Source organism: Pseudomonas moraviensis subsp. stanleyae (genome assembly GCF_036283065.1).
Taxonomy (GTDB): Bacteria; Pseudomonadota; Gammaproteobacteria; order Pseudomonadales; family Pseudomonadaceae; genus Aquipseudomonas; species Aquipseudomonas stanleyae.
In genome coordinates, this window is record NZ_JAADJI010000013.1 from 161,589 (window position 1) to 183,460 (window position 21,872).

19 protein-coding genes are annotated in these 21,872 nt (G+C 60.7%); all 19 read right to left on the minus strand.

The genetic code is table 11. From position 1 onward, the window contains the following. Nucleotides 1–2: 2 nt before the first annotated feature. Nucleotides 3–1,535 (minus strand): NADH-quinone oxidoreductase subunit M, encoded by a 1,533-nt coding sequence (gene nuoM, locus GXB78_RS23380; protein WP_016775285.1) that lies wholly within the window; start codon nt 1,533–1,535, stop codon nt 3–5. Nucleotides 1,536–1,574: 39 nt separating this feature from the next. Further along, a complete protein-coding gene (nuoL, locus tag GXB78_RS23385; RefSeq protein ID WP_042609210.1) occupies nt 1,575–3,428 on the minus strand; it encodes an NADH-quinone oxidoreductase subunit L in 1,854 nt (617 codons plus the stop codon). Continuing rightward, nucleotides 3,425–3,733, minus strand: a complete 309-nt coding sequence (nuoK, locus tag GXB78_RS23390) for an NADH-quinone oxidoreductase subunit NuoK (protein WP_003180046.1) — start codon at nt 3,731–3,733, stop codon at nt 3,425–3,427. Before nuoK ends, nuoL begins: the two co-directional genes overlap by 4 nt. Nucleotides 3,734–3,736: 3 nt before the next feature. Then, on the minus strand, nt 3,737–4,237 hold the full coding sequence (gene nuoJ / locus GXB78_RS23395) for an NADH-quinone oxidoreductase subunit J (RefSeq protein WP_007951462.1): 501 nt from the start codon (nt 4,235–4,237) through the stop codon (nt 3,737–3,739). A 9-nt stretch (nt 4,238–4,246) separates the two neighbouring features. Continuing rightward, nucleotides 4,247–4,795 carry an NADH-quinone oxidoreductase subunit NuoI gene (gene nuoI, locus GXB78_RS23400; protein WP_016775283.1) on the minus strand — a complete coding sequence of 183 codons (549 nt, stop codon included), beginning with the start codon at nt 4,793–4,795 and terminating at the stop codon, nt 4,247–4,249. An 11-nt stretch (nt 4,796–4,806) separates the two neighbouring features. Continuing rightward, on the minus strand, nt 4,807–5,814 hold the full coding sequence (gene nuoH, locus GXB78_RS23405) for an NADH-quinone oxidoreductase subunit NuoH (RefSeq protein WP_039763316.1): 1,008 nt from the start codon (nt 5,812–5,814) through the stop codon (nt 4,807–4,809). Then, complete coding sequence (gene nuoG / locus GXB78_RS23410) at nt 5,811–8,525, minus strand: NADH-quinone oxidoreductase subunit NuoG (protein ID WP_329517192.1); 2,715 nt, start codon at nt 8,523–8,525, stop codon at nt 5,811–5,813. Before nuoG ends, nuoH begins: the two co-directional genes overlap by 4 nt. Nucleotides 8,526–8,662: 137 nt before the next feature. Then, nucleotides 8,663–10,018, minus strand: coding sequence for an NADH-quinone oxidoreductase subunit NuoF (gene nuoF / locus GXB78_RS23415; protein WP_064363636.1), 1,356 nt, complete (start codon nt 10,016–10,018; stop codon nt 8,663–8,665). Continuing rightward, complete coding sequence (gene nuoE, locus GXB78_RS23420; protein WP_003223804.1) at nt 10,015–10,512, minus strand: NADH-quinone oxidoreductase subunit NuoE; 498 nt, start codon at nt 10,510–10,512, stop codon at nt 10,015–10,017. The genes nuoF and nuoE overlap by 4 nt, the downstream gene beginning before the upstream one ends. Nucleotides 10,513–10,514: 2 nt before the next feature. Next, nucleotides 10,515–12,299: an NADH-quinone oxidoreductase subunit C/D gene (gene nuoC, locus GXB78_RS23425; RefSeq protein ID WP_042609213.1), complete on the minus strand. Its 1,785-nt coding sequence runs from the start codon at nt 12,297–12,299 to the stop codon at nt 10,515–10,517. Between the two features lie 69 nt (nt 12,300–12,368). Beyond that, nucleotides 12,369–13,043, minus strand: coding sequence for a NuoB/complex I 20 kDa subunit family protein (locus GXB78_RS23430; RefSeq protein ID WP_016775278.1), 675 nt, complete (start codon nt 13,041–13,043; stop codon nt 12,369–12,371). Between the two features lie 10 nt (nt 13,044–13,053). Further along, the gene (locus GXB78_RS23435) at nt 13,054–13,467 is read right to left on the minus strand and encodes an NADH-quinone oxidoreductase subunit A (protein WP_003223812.1); all 414 of its coding nucleotides are present in this window, start codon (nt 13,465–13,467) and stop codon (nt 13,054–13,056) included. A 644-nt stretch (nt 13,468–14,111) separates the two neighbouring features. Then, a complete protein-coding gene (gene aceA / locus GXB78_RS23440; protein WP_016775277.1) occupies nt 14,112–15,437 on the minus strand; it encodes an isocitrate lyase in 1,326 nt (441 codons plus the stop codon). Nucleotides 15,438–15,912: 475 nt separating this feature from the next. Next, nucleotides 15,913–16,674 (minus strand): secretin N-terminal domain-containing protein, encoded by a 762-nt coding sequence (locus tag GXB78_RS23445; protein WP_329517193.1) that lies wholly within the window; start codon nt 16,672–16,674, stop codon nt 15,913–15,915. Nucleotides 16,675–16,922: 248 nt separating this feature from the next. Continuing rightward, nucleotides 16,923–17,348, minus strand: a complete 426-nt coding sequence (locus GXB78_RS23450) for a GNAT family N-acetyltransferase (RefSeq protein ID WP_329517194.1) — start codon at nt 17,346–17,348, stop codon at nt 16,923–16,925. Then, nucleotides 17,341–18,510 (minus strand): ribosomal protein uL16 3-hydroxylase, encoded by a 1,170-nt coding sequence (locus tag GXB78_RS23455; protein ID WP_329517195.1) that lies wholly within the window; start codon nt 18,508–18,510, stop codon nt 17,341–17,343. Before GXB78_RS23455 ends, GXB78_RS23450 begins: the two co-directional genes overlap by 8 nt. Before the next feature lie 86 nt (nt 18,511–18,596). After that, entirely contained in the window at nt 18,597–19,967 is a 1,371-nt protein-coding gene (gene purB, locus GXB78_RS23460; protein ID WP_329517196.1) for an adenylosuccinate lyase, read from the minus strand. A gap of 126 nt (nt 19,968–20,093) precedes the next feature. Beyond that, on the minus strand, nt 20,094–20,717 hold the full coding sequence (gene hflD, locus GXB78_RS23465; protein WP_039763308.1) for a high frequency lysogenization protein HflD: 624 nt from the start codon (nt 20,715–20,717) through the stop codon (nt 20,094–20,096). Next, nucleotides 20,714–21,838 (minus strand): tRNA 2-thiouridine(34) synthase MnmA, encoded by a 1,125-nt coding sequence (gene mnmA, locus GXB78_RS23470; RefSeq protein ID WP_329517197.1) that lies wholly within the window; start codon nt 21,836–21,838, stop codon nt 20,714–20,716. The genes hflD and mnmA overlap by 4 nt, the downstream gene beginning before the upstream one ends. Nucleotides 21,839–21,872 lie beyond the last annotated feature (34 nt).

Consider the following 21,872-nt stretch of genomic DNA (forward strand, 5'->3'; position numbering starts at 1 on the left):
TCTTACCGGGCCGAAGCGAGTTGAGAGAAGGCGGTGCCGAGCCACTGCTGCACGCCATGCATGGTGGCGGCAGAGGTGTCGAGGAACGGTTGCGGGTAGACGCCGAGGTAAATCAGCAGCACCGCCAGACCGAGCACCATGATCAGTTCGCGCGCGTCCATGCCGTGCAGCACCGCGTCGGATTTCGACGGGCCGAAGTAGGCACGGTGGATCATGATCAGCGAGTAGACCGAACCGAACACCAGACCGGACGTGGCAATCGCCGTGACCCATGGAGCGCTGGCGAAGGAACCGATCAGGATCAGGAATTCGCCGACAAAGTTACCGGTACCCGGCAAGCCCAGCGACGCCGCCGCGAAGAACAGACTGATCGCCGGCAGGTAGGCGATACGCGACCACAGACCGCCCATCTCTCGCATGTCCCGAGTGTGCAGACGCTCGTACAACTGACCGCTGAGGATAAACAGTGCTGCCGCCGACAGACCGTGCGCGAGCATCTGGATCACTGCGCCCTGCAGCGCCAGTTGGCTGCCGGAATAGATACCGATCAACACGAAGCCCATGTGGGAAACGGAAGAGAAGGCGATCAGACGCTTGATGTCGGTTTGGGCGAACGCGAGGAACGCGCCGTAGAAAATCCCGATCAGACCGAGGGTCATGGCAATCGGCGCAAACTCGGCCGAAGCGTTCGGGAACAGCGGCAGGGCGAAACGCAGCAGGCCGTAGGCAGCGGTTTTCAGCAGGATACCGGCGAGGTCGACGGAACCGGCAGTCGGCGCCTGGGCGTGGGCATCAGGCAGCCAGGAGTGGAACGGTACGACCGGCAGCTTGACCGCGAAGGCGATGAAGAAGCCGAGCATCAGAATGTACTCGGTGGTCATCGACATCTTGGTTTTCAACAGATCGGCGTAGTTGAAGGTAATCACGCCAGTGTTGTTGAAGTTGACCAGCACCAGACCGAGGATCGCCACCAGCATGATCAGGCCGGACGCCTGAGTGAAGATGAAGAACTTGGTCGCTGCGTAGATCCGGGTTTTCTTGCCGTCCGAAGAACTGTGACCCCAGAGCGCGATGAGGAAGTACATCGGCACCAGCATCATTTCCCAGAAGAAGAAGAACATGAACAGGTCGAGGGCGAGGAACACGCCGACCACGCCGCCCAGGATCCACATCAGGTTCAGGTGGAAGAAGCCAACGTGACGTTGAATCTCTTTCCACGAGCAGAGTACCGAGAGGATACCCAGCAGACCGGTCAGCAGGATCATCAACAACGACAGGCCGTCGAGGGCCAGGTGCACGTTGATGCCGAAACGCTGGATCCAGACATGCTTGAACTCAAGCGCCCAGGTCGGATCGGCGCCCGGCGCCGGTGCGAATGAATAGTCACCGTGGGCCCACAGCCAGAGGCCGAGTGCGAGTTCCAGGGTCATGGTCAACAGCGCAATCCAGCGCGGGAGGGTAGCGCCGAAGCGCTCACCCATCCAGCACAGCAGGCCGCCGATGAAGGGGATCAGGATTAGCCAAGGCAGAATCATGACGGGCTCGTTTCCTTTCGCAAATTCGCAAGGTTCATATCAGACCGCTACCAGCACGATGGCGCCGATCACCAGCACGGCACCCGCAGCCATCGAAGCAGCGTACCAACGCAGTTGACCGGTCTCGGTGCGGCTCAGGGCAGTGTGACCACCCTTGGCCATACGCGGGATCAGACCGATGGTCTGGTCGAGCGGGTCTTTGCGCAGTACATGGCTGATCGCAAGGTACGGCTTGACGAACAGTTTGTCGTAGATCCAGTCGAAGCCCCAGGCAGCGAACCACCAGGCCGAAAGGAAACGGCCGATGCCGCTGTTGGCGATCGCCGTGACGAAGCGACGCTTGCCGAGGAACAGCAGCGCTGCCAGCAGGATACCGGCCAGAGCGATGGCGCCCGAGGCGATTTCCAGACTGTGCTTGGCTTCGCCGCCGGCATGGCCAACGCTTTCTGGCAGAACGCCGTGCAGCGGCGGAACGATCATGGCGCCGACGAAAGTCGACAACACGATCAGCACCGACAGCGGCAGCCAGTGAGCGATGCCGTGACCGGCGTGGGCTTCGGTCTTGGCTTCACCGTGGAACGTGATGAAGATCAGGCGGAAGGTGTACAGCGAAGTCATGAACGCACCGACCAGACCTGCGTAGAGCAGACCGTGGTTACCGCTGGCAAACGCTTCCCAGAGGATTTCGTCCTTGGAGTAGAAGCCCGCGGTGACCAGAGGCAGAGCGGCCAGCGCAGCACCACCGACGATGAAGCTGGCGTAGGCCAGTGGCAGTTTCTTCCACAGACCGCCCATCTTGAAGATGTTCTGCTCGTGGTGGCAGGCAACGATCACCGCACCGGAAGCAAGGAACAGTAGGGCCTTGAAGAAGGCGTGGGTCATCAGGTGGAAGATCGCGCCATCCCATGCACCCACGCCCAGCGCCAGGAACATGTAGCCGATCTGGCTCATGGTCGAGTAGGCGAGGATACGTTTGATGTCGGTTTGCACCAGCGCGGCGAAGCCTGCGAGAACCAGAGTCACGCCACCGACGATGCCCACCAGGTGCAGGATTTCCGGCGCCAGGGTGAACAGGCCGTGAGTACGGGCGATCAGGTAAACACCGGCGGTCACCATGGTTGCGGCGTGGATCAGTGCCGACACCGGGGTCGGGCCGGCCATCGCGTCCGCGAGCCAGGTTTGCAGTGGCAGTTGCGCCGATTTACCGACCGCACCACCCAGCAGCATCAGGGTCGCCAGGGTGATCCAGAAGTCGCCGACCTGGAATTTCTGCGGTGCCAGCACCAGCAGTTCCTGGATGTTCAGCGTGCCCACTTGCTGGAACAGGATGAACAGACCGATGGCCATGAACACGTCGCCGATGCGGGTGACGATGAAAGCCTTGAGTGCGGCGTTACCGTTGTTGCGATTGCTGTAGTAGAAACCGATCAACAGGTACGAGCACAGGCCCACGCCTTCCCAGCCGAAGTACAGGAACAACAGGTTATCGCCGAGCACCAGGAACAGCATGCTGGCGATAAACAGGTTGGTGTACGAGAAGAAGCGCGAGTAGCCCGCTTCACCGCGCATGTACCAGGACGCGAACAGGTGGATCAGGAAACCGACGCCCACCACCACGCCGAGCATGGTGATCGACAGGCCGTCGACGTAGAGGGCGAAGTCAGGCTTGAAGCCTTCGACCGCCATCCACTGCCACAGCACCAGGGTGTAGTGACCGCCTTCCGGTGGTGCGACGTTGAATTGCCAGATGACGTAGGCAGCGACAATCGCCGACAAGCCAATGGAACCCACGCCGATCAGCGCCGAGAGGTTTTCCGACCAGCGTCCACGGGAGAACGACAGGAGCAGGAAACCGATCAGAGGGAATACGAAAGTCAGAAAGATCAGGTTCATCCGCGCATCTCACTGGCAGCGTCGATATCGAGCGTGTGGAAGCGGCGATACAGTTGCAGCAGGATCGCCAGGCCAATACTGGCCTCGGCCGCTGCAAGGCTGATCACCAGGATGAACATGATCTGTCCATCCGGCTGCGCCCAGCGGGCGCCCGCGACGATGAAGGCCAGGGCAGAGGCGTTCATCATCACTTCCAGACTCATCAACACGAACAAAATGTTGCGGCGGACCATCAGGCCGACCAGACCAAGGCAGAACAGGATGCCGGCAACCGCCAGTCCATGCTCGAGAGGGATAGCAGGCATGTCTTACTCCTTCGCCTCGTTACGGCCCAAATGGAACGCCGTGACGGCTGCGGCGAGCAGCAGCATCGAGGCGAGTTCGACCACCAGCAGGTACGGGCCGAACAGGCTGATGCCCACGGCTTTCGCGTCTACGGTGGTGTGGCCGATGGCCTGGCCGCTCTGGTGAGCGAACAGCACATACAGCAGTTCGGCCAGCAGCAGCGCGGCAAGAATCACCGGTCCTGCCCAGATGCCGGGCTTGAGCCAGGTGCGTTCCTGCTGCACCGAGGCCGGGCCGAGGTTAAGCATCATCACCACGAACACGAACAGCACCATGATGGCGCCGGCGTAGGCGATCACTTCCAGCACACCGGCGAACGGCGCGCCGAGGGCGAAGAAGGTCATGGCCACGGCGATCAACGAGATGATCAGGTAGAGCAGGGCGTGCACAGGGTTGGTGTTGGTGACCACACGCAGCGTGGACACCACAGCAATACCCGATGCGAAATAGAAAGCGAATTCCATCGTTCTTCCTTAAGGCAGCAAGCTCTTCACGTTGATCGGTTCGGCTTCGTTCTGCGCAGCGCCTTTCGGCTTGCCAGCGATTGCCATACCTGCAACACGATAGAAGTTGTAATCAGGGTTTTTGCCGGGGCCGGAGATCAACAGATCTTCTTTCTCGTACACCAGGTCCTGACGTTTGAACTCGGCCATCTCGAAATCCGGGGTCAACTGGATCGCGGTGGTCGGGCAGGCTTCCTCGCAGAGACCGCAGAAAATGCAGCGCGAGAAGTTGATCCGGAAGAAGTCCGGGTACCAGCGACCGTCTTCTGTTTCAGCTTTCTGCAGCGAGATGCAACCCACCGGGCAGGCCACGGCGCACAGGTTGCAGGCTACGCAGCGTTCTTCGCCATCGGGATCGCGGGTCAGGACGATGCGGCCACGGTAACGCGGCGGCAGGTAGACCTGCTCCTCGGGGTATTGCAGGGTGTCGCGCTTACGAAAGCCATGGCCGAAGACCATGACCAGGCTGCGCAACTGGGTACCGGTACCCTTAACGATGTCGCCAATATATTTGAACATGGGTCAAATCCTCACTGAACCGCAACCGCAGGCGTGTTCAACAACACAACCGCAGCGGTTACCAGCAAATTGATCAGGGTCAGTGGCAGGCAGAATTTCCAGCTGAAATCCATCACCTGGTCATAACGCGGACGCGGGATGGAAGCGCGCAGCAGGATGAACAGCATGATGAAGAACGCGGTCTTCAGTGCGAACCAGACGAAGGACAGTTGCGGCAGGATGCCGAACGGACCGTGCCAGCCACCGAAGAACAGGGTGACCAGCAACGCCGAGATCAGGATGATGCCGATGTATTCACCGACGAAGAACATGCCCCATTTCATACCGGCGTATTCAATGTGGTAACCGTCGGCCAGTTCCTGTTCCGCTTCCGGCTGGTCGAACGGGTGACGGTGAGTCACGGCGACGCCAGCGATGAAGAAGGTACAGAAGCCGAAGAACTGCGGAATGATGAACCACAGGTTCTGCGCCTGGTATTCGACGATGTCGCGCATGTTGAACGAGCCGACCTGAACCACGATGCCCATCAGGGCCAGGCCCATGAACACTTCGTAGGACACGGTCTGCGCTGACGCACGCAAGCTGCCGAGCAGGGCGAACTTGTTGTTGCTCGACCAGCCTGCGAACAGCACCGCGTAGACCGACAGACCGGCCATGGCGAAGAAGAACAGCAGGCCGATGTTCAGATCCGCCACACCCCAGGTCGGGGTGATCGGGATGATCGCAAAGGCGATCAGCAGGGCGGACATGGCCACCACCGGCGCCAGGGTGAAGATCACCTTGTCGGCGAACGGCGGAGTCCAGTCTTCCTTGAAGAACATCTTCAGCATGTCGGCGGCGATCTGGAACATGCCGAACGGGCCAACGCGGTTCGGACCGTAACGGTCCTGCCACCAGCCCAGCAGGCGACGTTCGACAAAGCTGAGCAAGGCGCCTGCGACCACCACGGCCAGCAGGATCACGATGGCTTTGATGACCGTCAGGATCACATCGATCACTTCAGGGGTGAACCAGGTCATTGCGCTGCCTCCTGCAGACCGTCGACGGACAACCCAGCGAATGCCGGTGGAATGCCGGCGATGCCCGCAGGCAATGCCACCAGACCGGCGCCCAGTTCTTCATTGATGCGCAGCGGCAGACGCAGGGTCTGGCCGGCCACGTTCAGGCTCAGCAGGGCACCGTCGTTGACGCCGAGGCGATCCGCTTCGGATTTCGCCAAAGCCACGTACGGAGCCGGAATACGCTCTTGCACCGGGGCGGCTTTCGAAGAGTTTTCTTCGCTGCCGAACAGGTGGAAGAACGGCACGGCTTGCCAGGTGCCCGGCGCCGGGTTGAATGCGCGCGGCGCAGCAGCGAACCAGTTCAGCGAATCACCGGTGCTTTCGATCAGGCGGGTGCCCGGGTCGCCAGCGCGCAGATGACCACCGACTTCGTCCTGGAACTTGTTCCACGCTTGTGGCGAGTTCCAGCCCGGCGACCATGCGAATGGCACCTGCTGACGCGGTTCGGCGGAGCCCGAGTAACCTTCCATGGAGAAGGCGAACGCGGTGTCCTGGTCTTGCGGGGTGCGCGGTTCGTGAACGCTGATGTCGGCGCGCATCGCGGTGCGACCGGAATAACGCAGCGGCTCACGCGCCAGTTTCAGACCCTTGATGCGGAACGCAGCGGAAGGTGCAGCATCGACGATACGCGCCAGTTGCGCGGTGCTCGAAGCCACGGCAGCGGTGACGTGGTCGAGTTGCGTCCAGTCGATCGGCTGGTTCAGCAGGGTCGCGCGCAGGGCGTGCAGCCAGCGCCAGCCTTCGTGGACCAGAATGCTCGCGTCGAGGTATTGCGGATCGAAAACCTGGAAGAAGCGCTGGGCGCGGCCTTCCTGGCTGACCAGCGTACCGTCGCCCTCGGCGAAGCTCGCCGCTGGCAGCACCAGGTGCGCGCGATCGGTGGTGGCGGTTTTCTGATGGTCGGCGACGATCACCACTTTTGCGGCGTTCAGTGCGGCATCGACCTTGGCTTTGGCAGTGCGGGTGAACAGATCGTTTTCCAGCACGACGATCGCGTCAGCCTTGCCATCGATGACCGCTTGCAGCGCGGCGTCGACCGATTCGCCACCGAGCATGGCCAGACCGAGGCTGTTGGCTTCCGGGACGATCAGGCTGATCGAACCGTTCTTCTCGCGCAGCTTCAGGGCCTTGGCGATGTTTGCCGCGGCTTCGATCAGGGCTTTGGAGCCCAGCGAAGTACCGGCGATGATCAGCGGGCGCTTGGCGGCGAGCAGGGCGTCGGCGATGCGCTGCGCCAGCTCCAAGGCTTCGGCATCCAGGCCTTCGACAGCCGGAGCGCTGGCATCCAGCGCGTGAGCCACGGCGAAACCGATGCGTGCCAGATCATCTGGAGCTGCATGTACGCACTCTTCGGCAACGTCATCGAGCTTGGTTTCCGCCAGGCTGGCAATGAACAGCGGGTTCAGCGCGTGCTGGCCGATGTTCTTCACTGCCGCGTCGAGCCAAGGCTGGACGCGCATGGCTTCGGCCATGTCTTCAGCCTTGCCCTTGACCGACTGACGCAGTGCCAGCGCCATACGTGCGGCGGTCTGGGTCAGGTCTTCGCCGAGGACGAAGATCGCGTCGTGGTCTTCGATGTCGCGCATGTTCGGCACTGGCAGCGGGCTGTCATTCAGCACTTGCAGGACCAGACGGATGCGCTCCAGTTCGGAGGCTTCGATACCCGAGTAGAAGTGCTCGGCGCCGACCAGTTCGCGCAACGCGTAGTTGCTTTCGAGGCTGGCACGTGGCGAACCGATACCGACGATGTTGCGCCCGCGCAGCAGGTCGGCGGCTTTATCCAGCGCCGCGTCGAGGCTGAGCTTGGTGCCATCGGCCAGCAGCGGCTGACGTGGACGGTCGGTACGGTTGACGTAGCCGTAGCCGAAACGGCCACGGTCGCAGAGGAAGTACTGGTTCACCGAACCGTTGAAGCGGTTTTCGATACGACGCAGTTCACCGTAACGCTCGCCCGGGGAGATGTTGCAACCGCTCGAGCAGCCGTGGCAGATGCTCGGCGCAAACTGCATGTCCCACTTGCGGTTGTAGCGCTCGGAGTGAGTCTTGTCGGTGAACACGCCGGTCGGGCAGACCTCGGTGAGGTTGCCGGAGAACTCGCTCTCGAGGGTGCCGTCTTCAACGCGACCGAAGTACACGTTGTCGTGGGCGCCGAACACGCCGAGGTCGGTGCCGCCGGCATAGTCCTTGTAGAAACGCACGCAGCGGTAGCAGGCGATGCAGCGGTTCATTTCATGGGAAATGAACGGGCCCAGTTGCTGGTTCTGGTGGGTGCGCTTGCTGAAGCGATAGCGGCGCTCGTTGTGGCCGGTCATCACTGTCATGTCTTGCAGGTGGCAGTGACCGCCTTCCTCGCACACCGGGCAGTCGTGCGGGTGGTTGGTCATCAGCCATTCGACAACGCTGGCGCGGAACGCCTTGGATTCTTCATCGTCGATGGAGATCCAGGTGTTGTCGGTGGCCGGGGTCATGCAGGACATGACGATGCGACCACGGGTGTCGTTTTCGTCGGTGTACTGCTTGACCGCGCATTGGCGACAGGCCCCGACGCTACCAAGCGCGGGGTGCCAGCAGAAATATGGAATGTCGAGGCCCAGCGACAGACATGCCTGTAACAGGTTGTCTGCCCCGTCGACTTCGAGCGCTTTGCCGTCTACGTGGATAGTGGCCATGGTTCAAAGGTCTTCGTTGGCCCGGTGTCAGCGGGCGTGGCTAATGGAATCTTGTTATGCGTCCGAATCCAAACAGCCCCGAAGGGCGTCATCGGACGAAAGGCGAAGGGCACGGACCCTTCGCCTTTTTTAAGCGTTTACGCGCCGACTACGATCGGCCTTGCCAGAGGCGGGACGGCGGCGCTGACAGGCGCGATACCGGCTTCGAACTCTGGACGGAAGTATTTGATCGCGCTGCCCAATGGCTCCACGGCTCCCGGTGCGTGAGCACAGAAGGTCTTGCCCGGGCCGAGGAAACCGACCAGACCCAGCAGGGTCTCGATGTCGCCCGGCTGGCCCTTGCCCTGTTCGATGGCCATCAGGAGCTTGACGCTCCATGGCAGACCATCGCGGCACGGCGTGCAGAAACCGCAGGATTCACGAGCGAAGAACTGCTCCATGTTGCGCAGCAGCGAGACCATGTTGACGCTGTCGTCCACCGCCATCGCCAGACCGGTACCCATCCGGGTACCGACCTTGGCGATGCCGCCGGCGTACATTTGTGCGTCGAGGTGCTCCGGCAGGAGGAAACCGGTACCGGCACCGCCTGGCTGCCAGGCCTTGAGCTTGAAGCCGTCGCGCATGCCGCCGGCGTAGTCTTCGAACAGCTCGCGACCGGTGACGCCGAACGGCAGTTCCCACAGGCCCGGGTTCTTCACCTTGCCGGAGAAACCCATGAGCTTGGTGCCCATGTCTTCGGAGCCTTCGCGGGCCAGCGATTTGTACCAGTCAACGCCGTCGGCAATGATCGCCGGCACGTTGCACAGGGTTTCGACGTTGTTCACGCAGGTCGGCTTGCCCCACACGCCGACGGCGGCAGGGAAGGGCGGCTTGGAGCGCGGGTTGGCGCGGCGGCCTTCGAGGGAGTTGATCAGTGCGGTTTCTTCACCGCAGATGTAACGCCCGGCGCCGGTGTGGACGAACAGCTCGAAATCGAAACCCGAACCGAGAATGTTCTTGCCCAGCAGGCCGGCCGCCTTGGCTTCTTCCACGGCACGGTTGAGGTGCTTGGCGGCGGTGGTGTATTCGCCGCGCAGGAAGATGTAGCCACGGTAGGTCTTCAGGGCGCGGGCACTGATCAGCATGCCTTCGATCAGCAGATGGGGCAGTTGCTCCATCAGCATGCGGTCTTTCCAGGTGTTCGGCTCCATTTCATCCGCGTTGCACAGCAGGTAGCGGATGTTGATGGATTCGTCCTTGGGCATCAGGCCCCACTTCACGCCAGTGGGGAAGCCGGCACCGCCGCGACCCTTGAGGCCGGCGTCTTTCACGGTCTGGACGATGGCGTCCTGATCCATGTCGGCGAAGGCTTTGCGCGCAGCAGCGTAACCGTTCTTGGCCTGGTACTCGTCGAGCCACACGGCTTCGCCGTCATCGCGCAGACGCCAGGTCAGCGGGTGAGTCTCGGCCGAGCGCTGGATGCGGTTGGCTGGACCAAAAGATGTCAGGGTCATACGTAGCCCTCGAGCAGTTTGGCCACGCCAGCAGGCTGGACATCGCCAAAGGTGTCGTCGTCAATCATCAGCGCCGGAGCCTTGTCGCAGTTGCCGAGGCAGCAGACAGGCAGCAGGGTGAAACGACCGTCGGCGGTGGTCTGACCCAGGCCGATGCCCAGATTGTTCTGGATTTCGCTGACCACCGACTCGTGGCCGCCGATGTAGCAGACCATGCTGTCGCAGACGCGAATGATGTGGCGGCCGACCGGCTGACGGAAGATCTGGCTGTAGAACGTCGCCACGCCTTCAACGTCGCTGGCGGGGATGCCGAGGATCTCGCCGATCGCGTACAGGGCGCCATCCGGCACCCAGCCGCGTTCCTTCTGAACGATCTTCAGGGCTTCGATCGACGCCGCGCGCGGGTCTTCGTAGTGATGCAGCTCGTGCTCGATGGCCGAGCGCTCGGTTTCACTCAAGGTGAAACGGTCTGTCTGGATAAGCGTGCTGTTCATGCTTAGCGGTCCACGTCGGCCATAACGAAGTCGATACTACCCAGGTACGCAATCAAGTCCGCGACCATGCTGCCTTTGATCACCGAAGGGATCTGCTGCAGGTGCGGGAAACTCGGAGTACGGATCCGGGTACGGTAGCTCATGGTGCCGCCGTCGCTCGTCAGGTAATAACTGTTGATGCCCTTGGTCGCTTCGATCATCTGGAAGGATTCGTTGGCCGGCATGACCGGGCCCCACGAAACCTGCAGGAAGTGCGTGATCAGGGTTTCGATGTGCTGCAGCGTGCGCTCTTTCGGTGGCGGCGTGGTCAGCGGGTGATCCGCCTTGTACGGGCCTTCCGGCATGTTGCGCATGCATTGATCGATGATCTTGATGCTCTGGCGCATCTCTTCGACGCGGACCATGCAGCGGTCGTAGGCATCGCCGTTGACGGCCAGTGGCACTTCGAATTCGAAGTTCTCGTAGCCCGAATACGGACGCGCTTTACGCAGATCGAAATCGCAACCGGTGGAACGCAGGCCGGCACCGGTGACGCCCCATTCGAGGGCCTCTTTGGTGTTGTAGGCAGCGACGCCGACGGTACGCCCCTTGAGAATGCTGTTCTGCAGGGCGGCCTTGGTGTATTCGTCCAGACGCTTGGGCATCCACTCGACGAAATCCTTGACCAGTTTTTCCCAACCACGCGGCAGATCGTGGGCGACGCCACCGATGCGGTACCAGGCCGGGTGCAGACGGAAACCGGTAATCGCCTCGATCACCGTGTACGCCTTCTGGCGGTCGGTGAAAGTGAAGAACACCGGGGTCATGGCGCCGACGTCCTGGATGTAGGTACCGAGGAACAGCAGGTGACTGGTGATACGGAAGAACTCGGCCATCATGATGCGGATGACATCGACCTTCTGCGGCACCTTGATGCCGGCGAGCTTCTCGACCGAGAGCACGTACGGCAGGTTGTTCATCACGCCGCCGAGGTAGTCGATACGGTCGGTGTAAGGAATGTAGCTGTGCCAGGACTGACGCTCGCCCATCTTCTCGGCGCCACGGTGGTGGTAACCGATGTCCGGGACGCAGTCGACGATCTCTTCGCCGTCCAGCTGCAGGATGATGCGGAACGCACCGTGCGCCGAAGGGTGGTTCGGCCCAAGGTTGAGGAACATGTAGTCCTCGTTGGCACCGGAACGCTTCATGCCCCAGTCTTCGGGACGGAAACGCGCGGCTTCCTCTTCAAGCTGCTGCTTGGCGAGGTTGAGGCTGTACGGATCGAATTCGGTGGCGCGCGCCGGGAAATCCTTGCGCAGCGGGTGACCTTCCCAGGTCGGCGGCATCATGATGCGCGACAGGTGCGGGTGGCCTTTGAAGTCGATGCCGAACATGTCCCAGACTTCGCGCTCGTACCAGTTGGCGTTCGGCCAGATGCTGGTGACGGAAGGCATGCTGAGGTCGCCTTCGGACAAGGCCACCTTGATCATCACGTCACTATTACGTTCCAGCGACATGAGGTGATAGAACACGGTGAAATCGGCGCCGGTCGGCAGCCCTTGACGCTTGGTGCGCAGACGCTCGTCCACGCCGTGCAGGTCATAGAGCATGACGTACGGCTTGGGCAGGTTGCGCAGGAAAGTCAGGACTTCAACCAGTCTGGCGCGGGCCACCCACAGCACCGGCATGCCGGTGCGGGTTGCCTGCGCGGTAAACGCTTCGGCGCCAAAACGGTTGTTCAGTTCGACGACCACATCCTGGTCGTCTGCCTTGTAAGGCGGGATGTACAGAGCACTGCCTGTAGTCATGGTTATTTTTTCGCTTTCGGTCAACGTAAAGAATGAAGCCAGCTTCTCGTTACTTGGAACAGAACTGGATCAGACTTCGTCAGGGCTGCGCAGGTTGGTGACTGCGATTCGCTGTTCGCGGCGCTGTTCCTTCTGCGAAGGCATGTCGGCGCGATACACGCCTTGATCACCAACGACCCAGGAAAGCGGACGACGCTCCTGTCCAATCGATTCCTGCAACAGCATCAAGCCTTGCAGAAATGCTTCCGGACGGGGCGGGCAGCCAGGTACGTAGACGTCCACGGGCAGGAACTTGTCTACGCCTTGAACCACGGAGTAGATGTCGTACATGCCGCCGGAGTTGGCGCACGAACCCATGGAGATAACCCATTTCGGTTCGAGCATTTGCTCGTAGAGACGCTGAATGATCGGCGCCATCTTGATGAAGCAGGTACCGGCGATAACCATGAAGTCGGCCTGACGCGGCGAGGCCCGGATGACTTCGGCGCCAAAGCGCGCGATGTCGTGGGGCGCCGTGAAGGCGGTGGTCATTTCCACGTAGCAGCACGACAGGCCGAAGTTGTACGGCCACAGGGAGTTTTTACGTCCCCAGTTGACCGCGCCACTCAGCACGTCTTCCAGCTTGCCCATGAAAATGTTTTTGTGAACTTGATCTTCTAACGGATCGGCAACGGTTTCCCGCTGGCCAATCGGATACTGCTCGTTAGGAGCATCGGGGTCGATCCTGGTGAGATTGTATTGCATTGCCAAAGCCTCATTGTTTCAGCTTCGCCTGCCGCTTGCGACGAGCTTCCGGAGCCCAGTCAAGGGCGCCCACTCGGAACAGGTAGACAAGACCTGCCAACAGAATTGCTATGAAAACGAGAGCTTCGACGAATCCGGTCCAGCCGCTTTCGCGGACGGACACAGACCATGCAAAGAGAAAGAGGGCTTCGATATCGAAGATCACGAAGAGCATCGCGACCAGATAGAATTTGGCTGAGAGCCGCAAGCGGGCGCCACCGGTAGGTAGCATGCCCGACTCGAACGGTTCGTTTTTGCTGCGACCCCAGGCTTTTGACCCAAGGAGGCTGGAGACGCCAAGCATGAAGGCACACAGGCCGACGACACCCAGAAGGAAAATGGCAAAGCCCCAGTTGTGGGCCATGAGTCCTGTCGCTTCGGGCATGCTGGTAATCCTTAACAGAGAGCAAAGGTCTCTGAGCTTGATAAAGAAATAAGGCAGTGACGATATGTCGCAGCAATCAATCGGGCTGATTTTATGGCTAAACACCCGGCAAGTAAAATTCCAAAGGCGAAATTATTTACCGGATTAAGGACATAGCGCTTGCTCACAGCCCTGCGGCCCATGCGTTGCGGGCATTAGCCGGGTTTCCATCAATTATGTTTTGTAGGGTTTGTAACGAACATAGTTACCGCTAAATGATAATTGATATCGTTTGCAGTGGTTTTGTAACTGTTTAACGAGTGAGTGGTTGGGAAGTTGTCTTACTTGCGCGTTACTACAAGTAGCGAAGCCTACGGTTTTAGCGGAAATTTCTGACGCTTGTAGCGCCTCAGATCAATGTTTCGTTTCGCGGCTGACGCTGGTCCTGTGGGAGCGAGCCTGCTCGCGAAAGCGGTGGATCAGCAATCAGATGTGCAAGCTGACATATCGCCTTCGCGAGCAGGCTCGCTCCCACAGGGGATTTATGGGGTCTTTGAGATTGCAACAGGCAAAAAAACGCCCCGATCAAGTCGGGGCGTCAATTTTGCGGCTCTGCGGTTAGCTTTTGTTCGATCCGCAGAGGCCGTTTGCTCAGCGAAGCGCTATCAGTGGAACTGTTCTTCTTCGGTCGAGCCGGTCAGCGCGGTCACCGAGGACGAGCCGCCCTGGATCACGGTGGTCATGTCGTCGAAGTAGCCAGTGCCCACTTCCTGCTGGTGCGCAACGAAGGTGTAACCCTTGGCGGCGTCAGCGAATTCCTGCTCTTGCAGCTTTACGTAGGCAGTCATGTCGTTGCGGGCGTAGTCGTGCGCCAGGTTGAACATGCTGTGCCACATGTTGTGAATGCCGGCCAGGGTGATGAACTGGTGCTTGTAGCCCATGGCGGACAATTCGCGCTGGAACTTGGCGATGGTCGCGTCGTCCAGGTTCTTCTTCCAGTTGAAGGAAGGCGAGCAGTTGTACGACAGCAACTGGTCCGGGTATTCCTTCTTGATCGCTTCAGCGAAGCGACGGGCTTCTTCCAGATCCGGCTTGGCGGTTTCGCACCAGATCAGGTCGGCATACGGCGCGTAGGCCAGGCCACGGGCGATCGCTTGATCCAGACCGGCACGTACCTTGTAGAAACCTTCCTGAGTACGCTCGCCGGTCACGAATGGCTGATCGTACGGGTCGCAGTCGGAAGTCAGCAGGTCAGCCGCGTTGGCGTCGGTGCGGGCCAGGATGATGGTCGGCGTGCCGGCAACGTCAGCTGCCAGGCGGGCAGCGGTCAGCTTCTGTACGGCTTCCTGGGTTGGCACCAGTACCTTGCCGCCCATGTGGCCGCATTTCTTCACCGAAGCCAGTTGGTCTTCGAAGTGAACGCCGGCGGCGCCTGCTTCGATCATGCTTTTCATCAGCTCGTAGGCGTTGAGTACGCCGCCGAAACCGGCTTCAGCGTCGGCCACGATTGGCGCGAAGTAGTCGATGTAGCCGTCATCACCCGGGTTCTTGCCGGCTTTCCACTGGATCTGGTCAGCACGACGGAACGAGTTGTTGATGCGCTTGACCACGGTTGGCACCGAGTCCACCGGGTACAGCGACTGGTCCGGGTACATGGATTCGGCGGAGTTATTGTCCGCAGCCACCTGCCAGCCGGACAGGTAGATCGCCTGGATACCGGCCTTGACCTGCTGAACAGCCTGGCCGCCAGTCAGGGCGCCCATGCAGTTGACGAAATCTTTCTCTGGACGGAAGGACGGCTTGGCACCCTGGGTCACCAGGTTCCACAGCTTCTCGGCGCCCATCTTCGCGAAGGTGTGCTCAGGCTGAACCGAGCCACGCAGACGGACCACGTCGGCAGCGGAGTAAGTGCGAGTCACGCCTTTCCAGCGCGGGTTCTCGGCCCAGTCTTTTTCGAGGGCTGCAATTTGCTGTTCGCGTGTCAGTGCCATGGAGATAAACCTCGTCGCGTCTTTTATGAAAAGTTGTTCTGCGGTGGAAAATTCCTGCGCTCGCTGACCAGAAGCTTAGGTGGTCAAGTCGGATTCGGCGGGGTAGGCGACGGGATGAACGATGGGCTCGAGGGGAAGTGAGCAGGTAGTGGCGGACTGCGGGGCGCATGCGGGCGTCGTGGGCCTTTATACGGACAACAGCGTGAAGCCGGGTTACCTAAATACGCTTCCGTCCCTCGGGACAACTTCGTTCCAGTCGGCAACCTCGTCAAACACGCCTTATGGGCGGTACAGACACGAAACGGTTCGCGGGGTAGGTGCGAACGGCGCTTCGAAGGCCCTTGCCAGGGCCTCTGATTAGCGGGAGCGAGGCCATCATGCCTTCGCTTTTTCGCATCGTCAAACGTTTTGTAGTGCTTTTTTTCAAGCACTACATCTTTAGTCTGATACGACTAATCAGTCAGTTTTCGGTGCTTTAGTCCAGCGTGTCGACTTTGACCCGCAAGGTCATGTCATCCCGGCCTTGAGTCGAGTAGCTGCGGGTCAGGCCCTGTTTATCGGCCTGAGTCTGGCTGTTGACGCCAGCGAGGGTGATCCACTCTCCGAGGCGCCCGGTGACAGTTGTGTCGGTACTTTGCACGTTCACTACATCGGGACGTTCCTGGCTCATGCGGTCACGGTTGGTACTGATCGCCAGATGAACGGTTTCGCCGGTGACGCTGGCGGTGACGTAGAAACCCTGGGTGACGTTGCGGTATTGGGTCTCGCTGCTGTAACCGCCGTAGGAATCACTCTGCGTGTTGGTAATCGGCACGCTTTGGCCGACCTGAATCAACGCCGGCGTGCCTTCACTGGTCTGCACTTGCTGAACGCCGCCGTTACGGCTGGTGGTGCTGCGACTGATGATGCGGGTCTGGTTTGGCTGAGCGCCGTGGACCGAATAACCTTCGTCGCCACGGCCATTGTTCTCGTTGGTGTCGACGGTAATCAGCAAGCGTTTGGGGGCGGTATCCAGTTGGGTGATCAGCGCCTTGAGTTCCTGAATCTTGTCCGGCTCGGCCTTGATGATCAGTTGGTTGCCGTAAGCGCTGACCTGACCGTCCTTGCCGAGGAAGTCTTGCGCCATAGGCAGCATGTCGGTGCTGGTGCGGTAATTGAGGGGCACGATTTCTGTGGCTGCCATCACCGTAAAACTGCAACCGAGCAGCAGGGTGGTGAGCAGGGTGCGTAGGGACATGTCCGTTATCTCCGCGTTCGAAAGGCTTGATATTGCCAGTTTGTCGGCCTTGGGTGGGGCGAGTTGAATCGTAGACAGCAAAACGCCCCGGCAGTGTTGAATGGCGGGGCGTCAGGAGATGATGTTGTGGCGAGGGAGCTTGCTCCCGCTGGGGCGCGAAGCGGCCCTGCTGTTGAAATCCAAAGCAGGGTCTGCTGCGCAGCCCGGCGGGAGCAAGCTCCCTCGCCACAGGGTTTGATCAGTGCTGCTCAGGCCGAATGCCGAACCATGTCGACATGCGGTATCCCGGCCTCGAGAAACTCTTCGCTGACCAGGCTGAAGCCCAGGCGTTCATAGAACGCCGTGGCCTGCACCTGCGCGCTGAGCTTTTGCTGCTTCAGGCCGCGCGCTTCGGCTTCGGCAATGACCGCCTGCATCAGCGCATCACCGACCTTCATCCCGCGCCAGTCTTTGAGCACCGAGACCCGGCCGATGTGCCCGTCAGGCAGCAGGCGGGCAGTACCGATCGGGAAGTCGCCTTCGAATGCCAGAAAATGCACGGCGGTCGCGTCATCCGCGTCCCACTCAAGCTCGGGTGGTACCGATTGTTCGCCGATGAACACCGTTTCACGAATGCGCCGGATCTCGGCGATATCCTTCTGCCAGTCTGCGACACGAACGCGAATTTTATTCATCGGCGAACCCCAGGCTCCCTTGCTTGACCAGCTCGCAGAGCAGGCTGCGGCCGTCTTCGTCGCTCAGCCACTCGCCGAGGTTGTCGGCGTGCAGGGCGTCAGCGGCGCAGATCAGCTTCAGCAGTTCGCGCAGCTTGCCCGGCAGGTATCGGCTCTGGCCGCTGGCGAACAGCAGCAGGTCGTCATCGACTTCCGACCAGGCCAGGCGCGCGCTCGGGTTGCGGATCAGCACGGCGCCGTCCTGCAGGGCGGCGAGGAAGTCTTCTTCTTCGACGTCCTCCGGGCCGACCACCAGTTCCGGGTAGCGCGGCTCGGTCATGTACTGGCCGAACCAGGTCAGCAGCAGGCGCTCGTCGCTCATGTGTTCGGCGAGCAGGCTTTTCAGGCGATCCAGCGCGTCGTGTTGAATCTGGTGCGGATCGACCGCCGGCTTGGTGTCGGCATCGGTGTAGCGCTCTTCGTCGGTCAGGAACTGGCTGAGGAAGTCGGTGAAGTGGGTCAGCACTTCAGCGGCGCTCGGTGCGCGGAAGCCGACCGAGTAAGTCATGCAGTTGTCGACCGCGACGCCGCAATGGGCCAGACGCGGCGGCAGGTAGAGCATGTCACCCGGCTCCAGTACCCACTCTTCGGTCTCATGGAATTCGGCGAGGATGCGCAGGTCGGTGTGTTGCAGCAGCGGGCTTTCGGAATCGCACATCTGGCCGATTTTCCAGTTGCGCTTGCCGTGGCCCTGCAGCAGGAACACATCGTAGTTGTCGAAATGCGGGCCGACGCTGCCACCCGGGGCGGCGAAGCTGATCATCACGTCGTCGACGCGCCAGCTCGGCAGGAAGCGGAAGTTTTCCAGCAGTTCGCTGACTTCCGGCACGAACTGGTCGACCGCTTGTACCAGCAGGGTCCACTCTTTTTCCGGGAGTTTGCTGAACTCGTCTTCGGCGAACGGGCCGCGGCGCAGTTCCCATGGGCGCTCGCCATGTTCGATCACCAGGCGCGATTCGACTTCTTCTTCCAGGGCCAGGCCGGCCAGTTCGTCGGCGTCGATCGGGCTTTCGAAGTCAGGAATCGCCTGACGGATCAGCAGCGGTTTTTTCTGCCAGTAGTCACGCAGGAATTCGCGTGCTGTGAGGCCGCCCAGAAGTTGAAGAGGAATATCGGAATTCATATGTAACCTATTGAAAAAAAGCACTTTTCAGACGGGAATAAAAACGCCCGGCGCGGCCGGGCGTCTCAAACGGAGCAAACGGTCGATCAGATGCGTTTGGCTTGTGCCACAGCGTTGCCGATGTAGTTGGCCGGGGTCAGTTGCTTGAGCTCGGCTTTGGCTTCGGCTGGCATGTCCAGGCCATCGATGAAAGTCTGCAACGCTTCAGGGCTGATGCCCTTGCCACGGGTCAGTTCTTTCAGCTTTTCGTACGGGTTTTCGATGTTGTAGCGACGCATCACGGTCTGGATCGGCTCGGCCAGTACTTCCCAGCACGCGTCGAGGTCAGCGGCAATCTTCTGCTCGTTGAGTTCGAGCTTGCTGATGCCTTTGAGGCTGGCTTCGTAGGCGATCACGCTGTGGGCGAAGCCGACACCGAGGTTGCGCAGGACGGTGGAGTCGGTCAGGTCGCGCTGCCAGCGGGAGATCGGCAGCTTGCTCGCCAGGTGCTGGAACAGTGCGTTGGCGATGCCCAGGTTGCCTTCGGAGTTTTCGAAGTCGATCGGGTTGACCTTGTGCGGCATGGTCGACGAACCGATTTCACCAGCGATGGTGCGCTGCTTGAAATAACCCAGGGAGATGTAGCCCCAGATGTCGCGGTCGAAGTCGATCAGGATGGTGTTGAAGCGCGCGATCGCGTCGAACAGCTCGGCGATGTAGTCGTGCGGTTCGATCTGGGTGGTGTACGGGTTGAAGCCCAGGCCCAGCTCGTCTTCGATGAAGGCGCGGGCGTTGGCTTCCCAGTCGATCTGCGGGTAGGCCGACAGGTGCGCGTTGTAGTTGCCGACGGCGCCGTTGATCTTGCCCAGCAGCGGCACGGCAGCGACCTGCGCGATCTGGCGCTCGAGACGGTAAACCACGTTGGCCAGCTCTTTACCCAGAGTGGTCGGCGAAGCCGGCTGACCGTGGGTGCGCGACAGCATCGGCACGTCGGCGAAACGGATGGCCAGTTCGCGGATGGAGTTGGCGGTCTGGCGCATCAGCGGCAGCATTACGTCGTCACGGCCTTCGCGCAGCATCAGGGCGTGGGACAGGTTATTGATGTCTTCGCTGGTGCAGGCAAAGTGGATGAACTCGCTGACCTTGGCCAGCTCCGGCAGCTTGGCCGCCTGCTCTTTGAGCAGGTATTCGATCGCTTTGACGTCGTGGTTGGTGGTGCGCTCGATCTCTTTGACGCGCTCGGCGTGCTCCAGCGAGAAGTTTTCCGCCAGTTCGTTGAGAACGGCGTTGGCCTCGGCGGAGAAGGCTGGTACTTCAGGGATACCAGCGTGGGCGGCCAGGCGCTGGAGCCAGCGCACTTCAACCAGAACGCGGGCACGGATCAGGCCGTACTCGCTGAAAATCGGGCGCAGGGCCTGGGTTTTGCCGGCGTAGCGGCCGTCAACAGGGGAAACCGCAGTGAGCGAAGAGAGCTGCATGGGGTGTTCTCGGACAGTCGGGCAACGAAATGGGGCGCGTATTATACATGAAAAAATCCGCCGGTCCGTCGCCAACTGACCGGCGTATTACGCGTTACAGACTACAAAGCCTTCATGACGCGGCGTTTATTCGCTGCGCATCAACGGATAAAGCTCCTTGAGCAGCTTGCGACGGCTGATCACCAGCTGCCAGCGATGACCGCCGAGCTGGCGCCACAGGCGCGCCGAGCGGATACCGGCGAGCAGCAGGGCACGGATCTTCGAGGCATTGCTCGGCTGTTGCAGATTGCGCATGTCGCCGTGCACCTGAATGCGCTGGCGCAGGGTGCTCAACGTGTCCTGATACAGCGCGCCGCAAGCGGCCACGACGTTTTCGTGGGCCGGGCCGAAGTGTTCGACCTGCGACTGAATCTGCGGCAGGCGCTTGGCAATCGTCTCGAGCATGTCGTCACGCTTGGCCAGTTGCCGCTCCAGACCGAGCATCGACAGGGCGTAGCGCAATGGCTCGCGCTGCAAGGTGCTCGGATCGCGCTCCAAAGCGCCGATCAACGCCCGATAACCCTCGCGCAGATTGATGTCATCGCCACCGTACACGTCCAGCGTATCTTTCGGATCCCGCACCAGCAGGCTGCCGAGCATGCAGCTCAGGCCCGCTTCGTTGGTCTGGCCGGTCTTGGCGATACGATCCACCAGCACGGCGGCGAGAAACACCCCGCCCAGCGCCGTCAGTTGCTCCTGAGTCGGGCTCATGCCTGGCCGCTCCACGGCTCGGCCACTTCGATCACGCCGCCACCGAGGCAGATTTCGCCGTCATAGAACACCACCGACTGGCCCGGCGTCACCGCGCGTTGCGGTTCGTCGAACACGGCGCGGTAGCCGCTGGCGGTTTTTTCCAGGATGCAGTCCTGATCGCTCTGGCGATAACGCACTTTCGCCGTCAGGCGCAGCGGCTGGCTCAGGTCGATCGGGTTGACCCAATAGATTTCCGAAGCGAGCAGGGCGCTGGAAAACAACCACGGATGGTTGTTGCCCTGACCGACGATCAGCTCGTTGGTCTCCAAATCCTTGCGCAGCACGTACCACGGCTCGTCACCGGCGTCCTTCAAACCGCCGATGCCGAGGCCCTGACGCTGGCCGATGGTGTGGTACATCAAGCCGTGGTGACGGCCGATGACTTCGCCTTCGGTGGTTTTGATTTCGCCCGGTTGTGCCGGCAGGTATTGCTTGAGGAAATCGCTGAAACGGCGTTCGCCGATGAAGCAGATCCCGGTGGAATCCTTCTTCTTGGCGGTGGCCAGTTCGTATTTCTCGGCAATTTCGCGCACTTGCGGTTTTTCCAGCTCTCCGACCGGGAACAGGGTCTTGGCAATCTGTTCGCCACCGACGGCGTGCAGGAAGTAGCTCTGATCCTTGTTCGGATCGAGGCCCTTGAGCAGTTCGGTGCGGCCGTCGATGTCGCGACGGCGCACGTAGTGGCCGGTGGCGATCAGGTCGGCGCCGAGCATCATTGCGTAGTCGAGGAACGCTTTGAACTTGATCTCGCGGTTACACAGGATGTCCGGGTTCGGCGTGCGCCCGGCCTTGTATTCGGCGAGGAAGTGCTCGAACACGTTGTCCCAGTACTCGGCGGCAAAGTTGGCGGTGTGCAGCTTGATGCCGATCTTGTCGCAGACAGCCTGCGCATCCGCCAGGTCGTCCATGGCGGTGCAGTATTCCGTTCCGTCGTCTTCTTCCCAGTTCTTCATGAACAGGCCTTCCACTTCATAACCCTGCTCGATCAGCAGAAGGGCGGAAACGGAAGAGTCCACGCCGCCGGACATGCCGACAATGACGCGCTTCTTGGATGTGTCAGAAGGGGCTGGATCACGCATAGGGATTCAATGAGTGTCTTGGAAAAGGGCGCGA